The 15,154-nt window shown below is 71.5% G+C and carries 18 protein-coding genes; 12 read left to right on the top strand and 6 right to left on the bottom strand.

The features are described 5' to 3' along the window. Positions 1-25 precede the first annotated feature (25 nt). On the top strand, positions 26-1,042 hold the full coding sequence (locus Ade02nite_RS08570) for a sulfotransferase family protein (protein WP_203761011.1): 1,017 nt from the start codon (positions 26-28) through the stop codon (positions 1,040-1,042). Positions 1,043-1,093: 51 nt separating this feature from the next. Next, entirely contained in the window at positions 1,094-1,225 is a 132-nt protein-coding gene (locus tag Ade02nite_RS50235) for a hypothetical protein (RefSeq protein ID WP_275409893.1), read from the top strand. Here Ade02nite_RS50235 and Ade02nite_RS08565 read toward each other — a convergent pair. After that, positions 1,186-1,563 (bottom strand): DUF427 domain-containing protein, encoded by a 378-nt coding sequence (locus Ade02nite_RS08565; RefSeq protein WP_203761010.1) that lies wholly within the window; start codon positions 1,561-1,563, stop codon positions 1,186-1,188. The two genes, Ade02nite_RS50235 and Ade02nite_RS08565, sit on opposite strands and share 40 nt — an antisense overlap. Positions 1,564-1,754: 191 nt before the next feature. Here Ade02nite_RS08565 and Ade02nite_RS08560 point away from each other — a divergent pair, with 191 nt between their 5' ends. The 5 genes from Ade02nite_RS08560 to Ade02nite_RS08540 all read left to right on the top strand — a co-directional run bounded on the left by Ade02nite_RS08560 (position 1,755) and on the right by Ade02nite_RS08540 (position 5,903). Then, positions 1,755-2,102, top strand: a complete 348-nt coding sequence (locus Ade02nite_RS08560) for a hypothetical protein (protein WP_203761009.1) — start codon at positions 1,755-1,757, stop codon at positions 2,100-2,102. Positions 2,103-2,165: 63 nt separating this feature from the next. Further along, complete coding sequence (locus Ade02nite_RS08555) at positions 2,166-2,630, top strand: aminoacyl-tRNA deacylase (protein ID WP_203761008.1); 465 nt, start codon at positions 2,166-2,168, stop codon at positions 2,628-2,630. A 30-nt stretch (positions 2,631-2,660) separates the two neighbouring features. Next, complete coding sequence (locus Ade02nite_RS08550) at positions 2,661-3,011, top strand: UBP-type zinc finger domain-containing protein (protein ID WP_203761007.1); 351 nt, start codon at positions 2,661-2,663, stop codon at positions 3,009-3,011. A 91-nt stretch (positions 3,012-3,102) separates the two neighbouring features. Beyond that, positions 3,103-5,304 (top strand): glycoside hydrolase family 9 protein, encoded by a 2,202-nt coding sequence (locus tag Ade02nite_RS08545; protein WP_203761006.1) that lies wholly within the window; start codon positions 3,103-3,105, stop codon positions 5,302-5,304. A gap of 41 nt (positions 5,305-5,345) precedes the next feature. Then, positions 5,346-5,903 carry a DUF2087 domain-containing protein gene (locus Ade02nite_RS08540; RefSeq protein ID WP_203761005.1) on the top strand — a complete coding sequence of 186 codons (558 nt, stop codon included), beginning with the start codon at positions 5,346-5,348 and terminating at the stop codon, positions 5,901-5,903. Here the strand turns inward: Ade02nite_RS08540 and Ade02nite_RS08535 are convergent. Both Ade02nite_RS08535 and Ade02nite_RS50230 read right to left on the bottom strand, forming a co-directional pair. Next, positions 5,896-6,372: a GNAT family N-acetyltransferase gene (locus Ade02nite_RS08535; protein ID WP_203761004.1), complete on the bottom strand. Its 477-nt coding sequence runs from the start codon at positions 6,370-6,372 to the stop codon at positions 5,896-5,898. The genes Ade02nite_RS08540 and Ade02nite_RS08535 overlap by 8 nt on opposite strands. 172 nt (positions 6,373-6,544) lie before the next feature. Next, a complete protein-coding gene (locus Ade02nite_RS50230) occupies positions 6,545-6,673 on the bottom strand; it encodes a hypothetical protein (protein ID WP_275409891.1) in 129 nt (42 codons plus the stop codon). A 135-nt stretch (positions 6,674-6,808) separates the two neighbouring features. Here Ade02nite_RS50230 and Ade02nite_RS08530 point away from each other — a divergent pair, with 135 nt between their 5' ends. After that, positions 6,809-7,123, top strand: coding sequence for a hypothetical protein (locus Ade02nite_RS08530; RefSeq protein WP_203761003.1), 315 nt, complete (start codon positions 6,809-6,811; stop codon positions 7,121-7,123). A gap of 84 nt (positions 7,124-7,207) precedes the next feature. Beyond that, positions 7,208-8,074, top strand: coding sequence for a hypothetical protein (locus Ade02nite_RS08525; RefSeq protein WP_203761002.1), 867 nt, complete (start codon positions 7,208-7,210; stop codon positions 8,072-8,074). A 76-nt stretch (positions 8,075-8,150) separates the two neighbouring features. Here the strand turns inward: Ade02nite_RS08525 and Ade02nite_RS08520 are convergent, their stop codons facing one another. Both Ade02nite_RS08520 and Ade02nite_RS08515 read right to left on the bottom strand, forming a co-directional pair. Next, a complete protein-coding gene (locus Ade02nite_RS08520) occupies positions 8,151-8,669 on the bottom strand; it encodes a hypothetical protein (protein WP_203761001.1) in 519 nt (172 codons plus the stop codon). 443 nt (positions 8,670-9,112) lie between these two features. Then, positions 9,113-9,454, bottom strand: coding sequence for a hypothetical protein (locus tag Ade02nite_RS08515; protein ID WP_203761000.1), 342 nt, complete (start codon positions 9,452-9,454; stop codon positions 9,113-9,115). 87 nt (positions 9,455-9,541) lie between these two features. On the opposite strand from Ade02nite_RS08515, the gene Ade02nite_RS08510 reads away from it, so the two are divergent. Both Ade02nite_RS08510 and Ade02nite_RS08505 read left to right on the top strand, forming a co-directional pair. Next, positions 9,542-9,853 carry an NIPSNAP family protein gene (locus Ade02nite_RS08510; protein ID WP_203760999.1) on the top strand — a complete coding sequence of 104 codons (312 nt, stop codon included), beginning with the start codon at positions 9,542-9,544 and terminating at the stop codon, positions 9,851-9,853. Between the two features lie 70 nt (positions 9,854-9,923). Beyond that, positions 9,924-13,298, top strand: coding sequence for an NACHT domain-containing protein (locus Ade02nite_RS08505; protein ID WP_203760998.1), 3,375 nt, complete (start codon positions 9,924-9,926; stop codon positions 13,296-13,298). A gap of 2 nt (positions 13,299-13,300) precedes the next feature. Here the strand turns inward: Ade02nite_RS08505 and murJ are convergent, their stop codons facing one another. Continuing rightward, positions 13,301-14,773 (bottom strand): murein biosynthesis integral membrane protein MurJ, encoded by a 1,473-nt coding sequence (gene murJ / locus Ade02nite_RS08500; RefSeq protein ID WP_203761044.1) that lies wholly within the window; start codon positions 14,771-14,773, stop codon positions 13,301-13,303. A gap of 77 nt (positions 14,774-14,850) precedes the next feature. Here murJ and Ade02nite_RS08495 point away from each other — a divergent pair. Beyond that, the coding region (locus tag Ade02nite_RS08495) for a trehalase-like domain-containing protein (RefSeq protein WP_239168633.1) at positions 14,851-15,154 on the top strand (304 nt) is incomplete at its 3' end.

Raw genomic sequence — 15,154 nt, 5'->3', positions numbered from 1 at the left:
TTTCCAGACTGAGGTGATTTGTCCGATGCTGAGTGACCGTCCGATCTTCGTGGTCGGGTGCCCGCGGTCGGGCACGACGATGCTCCAGCTCATGCTGCACGCCCACCCGCGCATCGCGCTGCCGCCGGAGAGCCGCTTCCTGCTCCCCGCCTACCAGCGCCGGCACGAGCTCGGCGACCTGCGCGACCCGGCCCGCCGCCGCGACCTCGCCGCCTGGATCGTCACCACGGACAACTTCGGCGACCTCGGCCTCGACGCCGGCCGCGTGATCGACGCGATCGTCGGCGCGCCGCCCACGCTCGGCTCCGCCCTCGGCACGGTCTTCCGCCTCTACGCCGAGCGCTTCGGCAAGCCGCGCTGGGGCGACAAGCGGCCCGCGTACCTGCGCCACCTGCCGCAGCTGCTGCGGCTCTTCCCGGACGCGCAGATCATCAACATCGTGCGCGACGGGCGCGACTGCGTGGCGTCGCTCAAGGAGGCGCCCTGGGCGGCCTCGTCGCTCGACGCGCTCATCGACACGTGGGCGCGCGCGGCCGACGCGTCCCTGCGGGCGCAGCGCGTCTATCGGCCCGACGTTTATCTCCAGCTGCGCTACGAGGACCTGGTCGCCGAGCCCGAGGCGCAGCTGCGGGGCGTCTGCGCGTTCCTGGGCGAGGAGTACGACCCCGCGATGGCCCGGCCGCAGGAGCTCGCGGCGGTGGCCGTGCCCTCGTACAAGACCTGGCACACGCGTACGCACGAGAGCGTCACCACGCGGCGGGTGCGCAGCTGGCGGCAGCGGCTGACCCCCGAGGAGATCGTGCGGTGCGAGGCGGTCCTCGGCTCGCGGCTGGCCCGCTTCGGCTACGAGCCGACGGCGCGCCCGATGCCCTCGCCCGGCGTGGTCGCGACCCGGGCGCTGCTCACCGCGCGCGCCCGGCTGAGCCCGCTGCGGCAGCTCGCCGGCGACGCCCAGGCCGCCGTGCGCGCCGGTCGCCGCGAGCCGGCCGTGGCCGCACGGCTGACCAGCGGCCAGCGCAACAGCCGACCCCTTTCGAGGTAACGACGGCCCGGCTTGATCACCAAGCCGGGCCGCAGCGTTTCTCCTTGGTGCGTGTCTCTCGTGCGCCTGTTCGCCGTCCTGCTCTCGGTGTCCGCTCTGTTCGGCTTCGACCGGAGGGACACGGCGACCGTCGCGCCCGGTCCTCAGCTCTCGATCGAGATCGAGTCGACCCGGTCCGGGTAGAACGCGATGTGGTCCTTGATCGGGGCGACCGCCGGCCGCGGGTCGCGGTACTCCCAGATCGCGTCCACCGACTTCTCGCCACCGGCCGGGATCGAGTAGTAGCCGGCGTCGCCCTTGTACGGGCAGTAGCTCTCGGTGTCGGTGCGCTCCAGCAGCGACTGGTCGACGTCGCTGAGCGGGATGTACTGCACCGGCGGGTACGTCGACTCCTGCAGCGTGAGCGCGTTGCGGGTGTCGGCCACGACCTTGCCGCCGGCCGTCACGACGATGTGCGCCGGGTTCGGCGTGATCGTGATCGGGTGGTCCGGTCCGGGTTCCAGCACGGGCTTGCCGGTCATGCGGGAGCTCCTTCGCTCATGATCCAGTTCCTCTGCACATTGTTTCTCCGCGCGCAGCCGATCGTCCAAAATCCGGCCGGACATCCAAGGTTCGCTCGACCGAAAGCACCAAAGGCCGCCGTTGCCGCATATGCGGCGTACCACCGTGATGGCCTTGAGGCGAACATCAACGGCTCGAGGAAGGGTGAGACATGAAAGCGGCTACGCGGATCCTGACGATCGTCGGACTGAGCCTGGTCACGGGCGTGACGATGGCGGGTCCCGCCCAGGCGGCCACCGCCGGGTCGTCCTCGCAGGGCACCACGCAGACCCAGGTGCGCCCGTGGGACGACGACGATGACGTGGTCGGCTACTACGACACCAGGCGTCAGTGCGAGCGCGCCGGCTGGCGCGGTGAACGTCGCGACTGGTGGGTGGACTTCGACTGCGATCTGGTCCGCCGCGGATGGCACCGCGGCGACTGGAAGCTGACGGTCGACCGCGACGACGACCACGACGACGACGACGATCACCACGGCCCGTGGGACAACCGTCGTTGAGCCTTCGTCGAACAGGCCACATCCACTTCGGGTGTGGCCTGTTCGCTGTCTACGGTTGATCACATGCCGAATCCCGCCGCCTCCGCCGCCGCCGCGCTGGGCGTACCCGCCGAGATCCTGCGCCACGGCCCCGTCGCCAGCGTCGCCGAGGCCGCCGCCGTCCAGGGCGTCGAGGTCCAGGACCTGGTCAAGACCCTGGTGGTACGGCGTGCCGACGACGACTACGTGCTCGTGCTGGTGCCGGGCGACCGGTCGATCTCGTGGCCCAAGCTGCGCGCCCTGCTCGGCGTCAACCGGTTGTCGATGCCCGACGCCGCGACCGCCAAGGCCGCCACGGGGTACGAGCGCGGCACGATCACCCCGTTCGGCTCGGCCCGCCCCTGGCCCGTGATCGCCGACTCCCGGACCCGCGGGCGCACCATCAGCCTGGGCGCGGGCGAGCGCGGCGTGGGCCTGCGGGTGCCGGCCGACGCGGCGGTCGCGGCGCTCGGCGGGCAGTTCGCCGATGTGACCGACGATGCAGCCTGACACCGGCGTGGCTCGGGTAGGTTGCTGATCGTGACGAGCGACGACCCGATCCAGCCCCACGTCCCCCCGTCCGGCACCGGCTGTGTCGAGTGCCTCGACGCCGGCGGATGGTGGTTCCACCTGCGCCGCTGCGCCCAGTGCGGGCACATCGGCTGCTGCGACAGCTCCCCGTCGCAGCACGCGACCGCGCACTGGCGCGAGACCGGCCACCCGGTCGTGCAGTCCTTCGAGCCGGGCGAGGACTGGTTCTGGGACTACAGCACCGAGGAGGCCGGCAACGGCCCCAAGCTGGCCCCCGCCGACAGCCACCCGCTCGACCAGCCGGCGCCCGGCCCCGCGGGTGCCGTCCCGGCCGACTGGAAGCACCACCTCAACCGCTGACCGATCGGCCCGGCCCCTTCGCGCGAAAGGGCCGGGCTTTTCCGTTACAGGCGCGTTGACACGCCGTTACGGCATCGATCAATATGTTTGCATGTCTCTTTGGGAGCGCTCCCGCGTCGCGTTAGCGGCGTCTCTCGTGGTGGCCCCGCTGCTCGCCACGCCCGCCTACGCCGCCGAGGTCGAGCAGGTCGTCAACGGCGGCTTCGACGGCACCGCGGACCCGTTCTGGTCCTCGTCCGGCCCCATCGCGCTGACCGACGGCCGCGCCTGCGTGGACGTGCCCGGCGGCACCGTCAACAAGTGGGACGTCGCGGTCGGGCAGAACGACATCGACCTGGTCGCCGGCGAGACGTACCGCTTCTCCTTCGACGCCTCGGGCGACGCCGGCAAGGTCGTGCGCGCGATCACCGGGCTCAGCGTCGACCCGTACACGACGTACTTCGAGCAGTCGCCCGTGCTGGGCGAGCTGCAGCACTACTCATACACGTTCACCGCGCCGGCGGACACCGCGACCGGGCAGGTCGCGTTCCAGCTCGGCGGCAGCCCCGACCCGTGGCGCTTCTGCCTCGACAACGTCTCGCTCGTCGGCGGGGTCCCGCCCGAGGTGTACGAGCCCGACACCGGCCCGCGCGTGCGCGTCAACCAGGTCGCCTACCTGCCGGACGGCCCGAAGGCGGCGACCGTGGTGACCGAGGCCACCACCGCGCTGCCGTGGCAACTCGCCAACGCCGCCGGCACCGTCGTCGCGCGCGGCACCACCACCCCGCGCGGCGTCGACGTGTCCTCCGGGCAGAACGTGCACACCATCGACTTCGGTCGCTACACCAAGCGCGGTACGGGCTACACGCTCACCGCCGACGGTGAGACCAGCCGGCCGTTCGACATCGACTCCCGGGCGTACGACAAGCTCCGCACCGACGCCCTGAAGTTCTACTACACCCAGCGCAGCGGCATCGAGATCCGCGACGACCTGCGCCCCGGCTACGGCCGGCCCGCCGGGCACGTCGACGTGCCGCCCAACCAGGGCGACGGCGCGGTCCCGTGCCAGGCCGGTGTCTGCGACTACACCCTGGACGTGCGCGGCGGCTGGTACGACGCCGGCGACCACGGCAAGTACGTCGTCAACGGCGGCATCTCGGTGTGGGAGCTGCTCAGCGCGTACGAGACCTTCGGCGGGCTGCGCGGCGTCGGCCTCGCCATCCCGGAGAGCGGCAACCGCACCCCGGACCTGCTCGACGAGGTGCGCTGGGAGCTCGAGTTCCTGATGCGCATGCAGGTGCCGGCCGGCAAGCCGTACGCCGGCATGGCCCACCACAAGATCCACGACCAGGCGTGGACCGGCCTGCCGCTGCTGCCGCACCTCGACCCGCAGCCGCGCGAGCTGCACCCGGTCTCGACCGCGGCGACGCTCAACCTGGCCGCGACCGCCGCGCAGGCCGCCCGCGTCTACAAGAAGTACGACGCCGCGTTCGCCAAGCGCGCGCTCGCCGTGGCCCGCACCGCCTACACGGCCGCGAAGGCCAACCCCGCGCTGCTCGCGCCGGAGTCCGACAACATCGGCGGCGGCGCGTACAACGACACCAAGGTCAGCGACGACTTCTACTGGGCGGCCGCCGAGCTGTTCCTGACCACGGGGGAGAGGCAGTATTCGGCCGATGTGCTCTCGTCGCCCGAGCACACCGCCGACGTGTTCGGCGCCGGCGCCTTCGACTGGGCCTCCACCGCCGCGGCGGCACGGCTCGATCTGGCGCTGGTGCCGAACCGTCTGCCCGGGCTCGCGTCCGTCAAGGCGTCGGTCGTCCGGGGAGCCGAGAAGTACCTGGCCATCCAGCGGCAGCACCCGTACGGCGTTCCGTACGCCCCGCCGAACAACGCGTGGGACTGGGGCTCGAACAGCATCATCCTCAACAACATGGTGGTGCTCGCCGGCGCGTACGAGATCACCGGCCGCGACGTCTACCGCAACGGCGTGCTGACCGGCCTGGACTACATGTTCGGCCGCAACGCGCTCAACTACTCCTATGTGACCGGCTACGGCGAGGTCAGCTCGCAGAACCAGCACAGCCGCTGGTACGCGCGCCAGCTCGACCCGGCGCTGCCCAACCCGCCCGCCGGCACGCTCGCGGGCGGCCCGAACAGCGCCATCCAGGACCCGTACGCCCAGAGCAAGCTCACCGGCTGCGTCGCGCAGTTCTGCTACATCGACGACATCCAGTCCTGGTCCACCAACGAGCTGACCATCAACTGGAACGCGCCGCTGGCCTGGATCGCGGCCTTCGTCGCCGACCACTAAATAGGGATGCGGCCCGGGCGGCGTCGTCCTACCGTGTCGGCATGTCCGCCGACGCCGCCCGAGCCGCCGACATCCTCAGCCACCTGTCCAGCCCGCAGCGCCTCGCCGCCTACGCGGAGCTGGTCCGCCGCGGCACCGAGGGCGCGACCATAGCGGAGCTGGCGTTCACCATCGACGTGCCGGTGCAGAAGGCGGGCGAGACCCTCGCCCGCCTGGTCGGCTGTGGACTGGCCACGGGCACCGGCAACGGCGTCTACCGAGCGAACCCGGGAGTCCTGCGCGAGGCCGCGGCGGCCGTCGACGCGCTCCAGCCGCTCGCCCCGCTGCTGCGCGACTACCCGCAGCTGCGCGGCAACTTCGCCCACGGACGGCTCACCAGCCTGCCGCCCACCCTCGGCGAGCGGTACGAGCTGATCGGAGAGCTGTTCGCCCGCTACCTCGCGCTCGACGGCCTCTGCGACGAGGACCAGATCAACGCCCGCCTGGCCGCGGTCACCGACGACGTGGCCGGCGTGCGGCGCATGCTCGTCGACACCGGCTGGCTCGAACGCGACCGCGCCGGCACCACGTACGGCCCGGGCCGTCCCGTTCCTAAGTAGGCCACCGCAGCAGATCCTCCCCGTTCGCCTCCCCGGTCTTGCGGAAACCCAGGCGCTCGTAGAGGCGCCGGGCCCGCGGGTTGTCCTTCTCGACGCCGAGCAGCAGGGGCACGCCCTCGTGTGCGGCCCTCTCCTGCAAGTCGCGGACGATGGACGTGCCGATGCCCCGGCCCTGCGCCTCGGGGACGAGCTGGAGGCCGGCCAGCCGCAGGCCGCCGGCATCGCGGACGACCCGCAGCCGGCCGATGACCTCACCGTCCGGTGTGCCGGCGTTCTTCTCCGCGGTGATGACGGAGAGTGCGTTGGCCGGGTCGGCGAGCTCGGCAGTGCGGCGGCTCCACTCGGCGAAGCCCTCGCGCCACTCGGCCCGCTCCTCGAGGCTCATGGCGGGCAGCCGCCCCTGGTCCTCGGTCGCCGCCAGCACGATGTCGGCCAGGCGATAGGCGTCGCCGGCCGTGGCCGGTCGCACGCGCACACCTGCCAGGGGCACGCCCTCTGTCTACCGTCTTGCCCGGGGGTGTTGTCCACTGCTTTTCGGGTGCTCTTGCTTTCGGGTTCCGCGTGCTCTTGCTTTCGGGTTCCGCGTGCTCTTGCTTTCGGGTTTCCGCGTGCTCTCGCTATCGGGTTTCCGCGCGCTCCCGCTATCGGGTGAGGCGGCGGCGGACGCGCAGGGCCATCGCCTCGACGGCGGCGGTCGCGGCCAGCACGGCCGCGGTGCCCAGCGGCAGCGAGACGACGTATCCCGCCGCGATCAGGTGACGCTTCCTCATGGTGGCCTCCTTCGTGACGCCTTCAGCACACCGCGCCGCGCGGCCGGGGAGCAGAGGACGAGGGACTGTCCCGCCGGGACCTCCGGCCCTGGAGGCGGGCGGCCGGACGGTGTCCCCTGAGGAGAGGAGGCCGTCATGACCGTTACGCAGCCGGCGCCCGTTCGGCGGGGCAACCGCGAGATCGGCGCCTACGTGACCACCCCGCGAGGGACCCGATTCGTCCCCGTCGTCGACGTGACCGCCGTGGCGGTGGCAGCCGCCGTGGCCGTCGTCGGCGTGTCGGCCGGGCTCGCCGTGCGCCGCCGGCCCGCCATCGGGCAGGTGACCATGGGACCCGGCGGCTGGGTCAGCGTCAAACGGGCCGCCCGCCCGCCGCTGCGGGCCGCCCGCGCCAAGCGCCCGTGGTGGGCGCACCTGCTGCGCGCCCGCAGGCTGGTCGAGCAGCGCTGAGATACCCCCGCGCAAGGTCGGCTTTCCGACTCGGGGGAAAGGCCACCGCCGCCCTATTCTGGCTGGCAGCGGGAGGTGGCGCGGATGGACCTGCAAGGCAAGAAGACGGGCCGTACGTCGGTCGTGGTGCTCACCCTCGCCAGCGCCTTCGCCGGCGCGATCCTCGGCGCGGTCGTGCAAAACGAGATCAACGGCCCTCGGCGCCCGCTGGAGATGGCGGTCGGGCTGCTCGGGCTCACCGTGATCGGGCTCAGCGCCGCCGTCGTGGCGATGACCCGCAGCACCCAGCACGCGGTCGAGGGACTGTCGCAGATCCTCGACATCACCGTGCGCTGCCAGATGCTCCAGGACGTCAACCGCTACCGCGCGCCCGGCGACGACCTGGTCGTCCGGGCGTTCCAGGAGGCCGAGCGCGAGATCCTGGTCCTCGACCGCGTCACCGACGAGGGCGTGCGCCCCGACGTCCAGATGCAGTCGAACGTGATGGCCTGGCACCTCGACGCGATCCTCGACCGCGTGGAGAAGGCGGGCATCCGCTACCGCCGTTACTGCCAGGTGCCGGACACGTCGAAGCCGTTCGGCGGTGACCAGCCCGGCCTGCAGGCCGAGAACACGTTCGTGCGCCACTGCCTGCGCATGTGCGAGATGCACGCGGCCGGCCGGGACGTCTCGCTGCGCGTCACGCCGACCACGTTCCCGTACAAGTTCCTGATCGTCGATCGCAAGATCCTGATCCTGCAGCTCCAGGAGCTCCGCGAGACCGACGACGGCCGCTGGGAGCCCCGCACCCGCTGCGAGCTGGTCATCTCCGACCCGCGCGGCCAGCTCATCCAGCACTTCCTGGCCATGTGGGTCGAGCTCGAGGGCCACCACAAGACCCGATCCCTCGACGCCCGCTCCAGCGAGATGGTCGCCCTCGCCGCCGCCGGCCGCACCCGCGCCGCCGGATGACGGCCCCGCGCCTGACCGACCGGCTCCGCCTGGAGCCGATCACCGAGCAGCACGCCGACGGCGAGCCGTTCGCGCTCTACGCCACAGGGGTCTGAGGGAGCGGGCGCCTTTCCCTCTCGAACGCGATGATGTCATCGACGGCGCGGACGAACGACGCGTCGAACTCGCCGTAATAGAGGCTCTTGGCCGCCTCCCACCGCGCCTCATTGGCGGGAACCGACAAGATCTTGTTGAGGAATGTCGTCTGCCTTTTCATCTCCTCGGCCATGCGCGAGAAGTCGCCGTCGTGCGCATCGCCGTAGAAGCTTTGGAAAGCGTCGAGCATGTGACTCAGATGGGCGATGTTCTGAGCTTCCTCGATCGGCACGCTCCGGTCGAGCCCGTAGACGTCGTAGAGCAGCCGCGGATTTTGCAGCGTGGCCTGACCGGCAGCGTCGAAGCCGTGGAACAGACCCAGCACATTGGCACGCCGGAATCCGCGGTCGGCCACCTCGGCGCTGAGCATGGCACCCTTGGCGTTCCGATAGGAGAAAGCGGCCGCCGCAATGGCGACAACAGCCGAGACAACCGCCGCGAGAGCCGTCAGTGCATCCATCGAAATCACCTTTCGCGCTCTGTGGCAGCGGGGGGATGTTCGGGACCACTCAAGGTAGCAGGCAACGGCAATACGGCAGTCTCTGACTGATTGCGCCGCCCTGCGGTGCCGCGGCTCAGCCGTGCACTATGTCCGCCACCCGTCGGTACGCCATTGTCCTGTTCTCGCGCGGTCGCCGGCGGACATCCGGATCTGGAGACCACAGCGCCTGCCTGCTGGGGTGGTAGGTCTCGATGACCACGAGGCGCCGCTCGAGGACGAATCCGGCATGCCGGCGGGTCAGACGTCGCCAGACACTCTGGGCGTCACCACCCTGCAACAAGATCACCTTGAGCTCGGTGAGGATGTCAAGGAGTTGAACCAGCGGCTGGACTCCGGCATCGAGTTCGGCCGCGTCAGGCTTCCGGTTTATGTACCGGGGGTAGGCATTCCAGGGCGTGATGTCAGCTGCCTGGATGCCAGGGGCTGCTCGCCTCGATGTCCGGGCCGATCCGGCGGGCGCCGTCGGGGTCTTCGACGACGTGACGGCCGATCGGCTCGTCGAAGACTTCCACACCGTACGGATAGAAGGTGTTGGTCCAGGTCACCGTGACCGGGTCGGCGTCGGTGCCGAGCTCCACCCCCATGACGGCGTGGTGCCAGTCCCCGAAGTCCCACAGGTCGCGATCCGAACCGTCACCGATGATGTCCCAGTAGCCGATGCCGGTGAGGCGCCGGCCGACGAGGGCGCGCGCCTTGTCCTCGAACCGGGCGCGAGACCCGCCGACCTCACTCGTCGTCGTCACGGCGTGATGATCGCCGATCCCGGCCGCGACTCGCATCCGGTTTGTGTCCGGGCGGTCGGCTCCTGGCGTGGCACCTACGCTGGCCAGGTGATCACCTGTGTCGTGCACTATGTCATCGACCCCGGGCGGACGGAGGCGTTCGAACGCTTCGCCCGCGCATGGATGCGCCTGGTCAACAAGCACGGTGGCATCCACCACGGCTACTTCCTCCCCGCCGAGGGCGCCAGCGACCGGGCCGAGGCGCTGTTCAGCTTCGAGAGCCTCGCCGCGTACGAGCGCTACCGCGCCCGCTTCGGCACCGACCCGGAGTTCATCGCCGCCGACCGCATCCGCGACGAGTCGGGCTGCGTGCTTCGCTACGACCGAACCTTCATGCGGCCCCTGCTGCCGGACAGCTGAGCCCGATCAGTGCCCGCCGGCGCGTGTGGACGGTTGACGTGGGGCGGTGGGCTGTCACTACCGTCGGGACATGGTGGTCGAAGCGATTCTGCTGCGCATCGGGACGACCGTGGCCACCGTCGGGGGCAAGGCGCTGATCGCGGGGCGGCGGTCGGCGGCCGAGCGGCGGATGGGGCTGGTGGAGCTGGCCGGGGCTCGGGGGCTGGGGCTGTTGCCGCAGCGGAAGTTGCTTCGGCAGATGGATCAGCTTGCCGAGACGATCGCCGATCGGCTGCAGCCGGTGGTGGACGCCGAGATGGCGGCGATGCCGTCGGCCGACCGCCAGCTCGTGCTGGAAGGGGTCGCGGCGGCGCTGGAGGAGACCGAGTTCGGCGACGACGTGCTCTTCGACGCCAACCTGGATGAGGCCGCCCTCCTGGCGCTGGTCGCGCCGGCGGCCGAGAGCCAGGTGCGGCGGCTCGGGCTGAGCGAGGCGGGGGAGGCGTTCTTCGCGCGGATGATGCGGGAGGCGATCGCGCACCTGGTCGAGGTGATCATCACGCTGCCCAGTTTCCAGCAGCGGGCGCTGCGCGAGTTGCTGGCCCGGGACAGCGAGATCATCGACCTGTTGCGGCAGGTGCTGGCGCAGATGCCGCGGCGGTCGGTGCTGTCGGCGCGCACGGCCGAGGCGGAGTTCGAGGTGGACTACCGGCGCGAGGTCATCCGGAAGTTCGACCGGGTCGAGCTGTTCGGGGTGACGGTGGCCGGGCCGACCCGGCGCTACTCGCTGGACGTGGCCTACATCGGCCTGCTGATGTCGGGCCGCGACGACCAGGCCGAGTCCACGATCGACGAGGTCGTCTCCGCGAGCCGGTGCGTCTACATCAGCGGGCTGCCGGGGTCGGGCAAGACCACCCTGCTGCGCTGGCTGGCGCTCCGGTCGGCGCTGGGCGGGCACCACGGGCGGCTCGCCGGGTGGAACCGCCTCGTTCCCGTCCTCGTGGAGCTGCGCCGCTTCGCCGACCAGGAGTTCCCGGGGCCCAGCAAGATCCTGACCGGGCTGTCGCGGTCGCTGATCGAGCGGGTTCCGGACGCGGGCTGGGTGGCTCGCACGCTCTCCAGCGGCCGGGGGGTGCTGTTGCTCGACGGGGTGGACGAGATCCCGAAGCACCGCCGGGCCGAGCTGCACGAGTGGATCGGCGACCTGGTCCACGACTACCCGAAGGCGCGGATCGTGGTGACCTCGCGGCCGGGGACGACCGCACCGGAGTGGCTGGACAAGGCCGGGTTCGCCCAGTCCGACCTGCTGCCGATGACCCGGGCGCACGTCGCGGCATTCCTGCGCCACTGGCACGCCGCGGTCAAGGTGGAGGCCGGCAGCCGGGTCACCGACGAGGAGGCCGAACGGTTCCGGCGCGCGATGGTGGCGTCCATCGACCGCAGCCGGCCGCTGCGCACGATGGCGACCAACCCGCTGCTCTGCGCGCTGCTGTGCGCGCTCAACTGGGAGCGGCGCACCCAGCTGCCGCAGCGGCGGATCGAGATCTACCGGGCGGCGCTGGAGATGCTGCTGCGCCGGCGCGACCACGAGCGGCAGATCTCGGACCGGGTGGACATCGGGCTGGAGTACGACGACCGCCTGGCCATCCTGCAGGACCTCGCGTACTGGTTCACCAGCAACGGCCTGGCGGACGCCGACGAGGCACGGGTCCGCGCCAAGATCTCGTCGATCATCACGGCGATGCCGCACGTGGGGGTGAGCGCGGACGACGTGCACGATTTCCTGCTGGCCCGCTCAGGGGTGCTGCGCGAGCCGGCGCCGGGGCGCATCGACTTCGTCCACAAGACGTTCCAGGAATACCTGGCGGCCGCCCGCTTCGTCGACAGCGACGCGATCGAGGCCCTGCTGCGGCACGCCGAGAGCGACGAGTTCCACGAGGTCATCGTGATGGCGGCGGGCTACGCGCGGCAGCACGAGGCGGAACGGCTGGTGACGGCGCTGCTCGACCGGGCCGACCGGCGCCGCATGTCGTGGACCCGGCGGGCGCGGCTGCGGCTGCTCGCGCTCAGCTGCTCCGAGGTCGTCCTGCGCATGTCGCCGGAGGTCAACCAGCGCGTCATGCGAAACCTCGGCAAGCTCGTGCCGCCCGCCAATCTGCGCGCGGCACGCGTGCTGGCCGGCCTCGGCGAGGACGTGCTGCCGGCGCTGCCGGAGGACGTCGCCGGCCTGCCCGAGGCGTCGGCCGCGGCCACGCTCTACACGGCGGCGCTGGTGGGCGGTCCCGCGGCGCTGCGGATCATCGCGCGGTTCGGCGAGGACCGGCGGCCGGCGGTGTGCCAGGCCCGGCAGAACGCGTGGGGATTCTTCGACGCGGTGGAGTTCGCCGAGGCGGCGTTCGGGCCGCACCCGGACGGCGGCTGGCGGGTCGACGTGACGGAGGCCGAGATGATCCGCGGACTCCCGTACGTCACGGATCTGGGCCCGGTCCGATGCGACCTCAGCGGGGAGTCGGGTGGCGCGCTCGCCGCGCTGCGGGACGTCCGGACCGTCGAGGCGTTCGCCCTGCGCTCCGACGACGAGACCGGCTCCCTGGACTTCCTCGCCGGTGGCCGGCGGCTGACGTCGGTCATCGTCGAAGCGTGCGCGAACCTGCGCGACATCGGCGCGATCCTGGACTCGGACACCCTGCACACCCTGGCCGTCAGGAACTGCCCGGTGCGGCTGGACCGCGAGTCGCTGACCAGGCTCCGCAAGCTCGGCGTCCTCTCGGCCGAGAACATCACCCTGGACCTCGACGGACTGCTCGACCGCCTTCCCGGGCTGCGGCGCCTGGAATTGGCCACCGACGTCTCCGGCCTGGAGAACACGAGGAAGCTCGGCGGGCGCCGGTCCGCCCTGTCGGCGCTGACTCTCGCCTGGTGCCCCGACCTTCGACGGCTCGACGGCCTCGACGACCTGCCACTGCGACGGCTCTGGATCATCGACTGCCCCCGGCTGGAGAGCCTCATGACCGTCCGGTACTGCCAGGCGCTGCATTCGCTGAGGCTCAAGGGTGTCCACTTCCTCGACGACATCGACTTCCTGGACGGCCTTTCCTCGCTGCGGAGTCTCGCCGTCGAGAACAGCACAGTCGGGGACTGGTGGCCACTGCGCGACAGCGACCTGCGAGACCTGACGCTGCTCGGCAACAACAGCCTTCCGGACGCCGAGACGCTCAAGGCCATGCGCGGCCTCAAGAGGATCCGCGTCGAAGGGCTCGGGCGGATCCTGGGCCCAGAAGCACAAGACTTCGTCGCGGAGCTGCAAAGCTCGGGAATCCGCGTGATCGGCGACGCCCAGGACGACCGCTGGCTCTTCGACGACGACGAGGAACTGGCGGACCGCGAGGACCTCGCGGCGCTCAGCGGCCGGGAGGAGCTCGCCGGCATCATGATGACGATGCGGCACGCCGGGGACGACGACTGACGTCAGACGGCGAGCCGGACGAGCTGCCGCACCTCTGACAGGTGCACCAGCTTGGCGACCGCCAGATAGACGGCCGCGCCGACGACGGCCGCCGCGGTGAAGGTGACGAGCGCCGGGCCGGGCAGGGGGACGACCAGCGCGGCGGTCACCGCGCCCGCGAGGCCCCCGGCCAGCGCCACCTTGGCGTGGGTGCGCAGCAGACGATGACCGTCGATGCGGCCCAGGCGGCGGCGCAGCACCACGGCCGAGGCGATCAGACCGGTCGTGTACGCCAGCGCGTACGCCAGCGGCACCGCGACGACGACGTGGGCGCTCGGCAGCGTCCAGCCCGCGACCAGGCAGCCGAGCACGCCGACCGCTGTGACGCCGGTGGTGATCAGGGCGGGGGTGCGGGTGTCCTGAAGGGCGTAGAAGCCGCGCTGGAGGATGGCGTAGCCGGCGAACGGGATCAGCGCCAGGCCGAACGCGGCGACGACCAGGCCGAGCCGGGCGATCGCGTCGGGGGAGCTGCGGCCGTGGGCGAACAGCAGCGTGGCGATCTGCGGCCCCAGCACCAGCATCGCGGCGGCGATCGGTGCCAGGGCGACCACGGCGAGCCGCACGGCGCGGGACAGGTCCTCGGTGACCTGGCGGTGGTTGCGGTCGGCGGCGCTGCGGCTGAGCCGCGGCAGGATGGCGGTCATCACGGACAGGGCGATCACCGCGTACGGCATCTGGAAGATCGCCAAAGCGTTCTGGTACGCGGTGACGCCGCCGGGACCGCTCAGCGAGGCGGCGCGCGTGGCGACGGCGAGCAGGACCTGGGCGGCGACCACCGACAGCAGCACCCAGCCGCCGAGGCGGGCGATGCGGCGCAGGCCGATGCCGCGCGGGTCGAGGCGCGGGCGCAACGAGAAGCCGCTGCGCGCGAGCGCCCACAGCACGAGGGTCATCTGGCCGAGCACCCCGGCTGTCGTGCCGGCGGCGAGCAGGGTGAACGACGGGAACACCAGGTAAAGCAGGCCGACGGCGATCACGATGAGGCTGTTGACCAGGGGTGCCCAGGCGGGCGCCGCGAAACGGCCGCGGGTGTTCAGCACGGCGCCGGCGACGGCGCTCACGCCGTAGAACAGGATCTGCGGGAGGAAGAAGCGGGCGAAGTCGGCGGCGAGGGCGCGCTGATCGGGCGAGAACCCGGGCGCGTAGAGCGACACCAGCCACGGCGCGACGAGCATGGCGGCGACCGTGACGGCGCTCAGGGCGTACACGATCAGGGTCATCAGCCGGCGCGCGTGGGAGTCGTCGGGGGCCCGGGCCAGCAGGGGCACGACCACGCTGGCCATGGCACCGCCGACGACGAGCTCGAAGACGGCGTTGGGCAGCGTGTTGGCGACGTTGTACGCGTCGAGCAGCCGGCTGCCGAGGCCCAGCGCGGAGGCCAGCACCAGGATGCGGGCGAAGCCGGCGGCCCGCGAGGCCAGCGTCGCCAGCGCCATGCCGCGGCCGGCCTGTCCGAGAGAAGTCATCGCCGCCCAGGGTAGAGGGGAGGCGCACGCGGGTAACGACGTCAGTTATGGCTCTGCCGATCGAGGACTACGCGATCATCGCGGACACGCAGACGGCCGCGCTCGTGGGGCGCAACGGATGCATCGACTGGCTGTGCGTGCCGCGCTTCGACTCGGGGGCCATCTTCGCGGCACTGCTCGGCAACGAGGAGAACGGCCACTGGACGATCGCGCCCCGCCCGCGCGACACAGCCGGCGCCGCACATGACACTGCCAACCGCGCGCATGACACGGCTGGTCGCGCGGATGACACGGCTGGTCGTGCGGATGACACAGCTGGTCGTGCGGATGACACAGCTGGTCGTGCGGATG

Source organism: Paractinoplanes deccanensis, assembly GCF_016862115.1.
Classification (GTDB): Bacteria; Actinomycetota; Actinomycetes; order Mycobacteriales; family Micromonosporaceae; genus Actinoplanes; species Actinoplanes deccanensis.
This window is presented reverse-complemented; position numbering and strand designations above follow the sequence as displayed.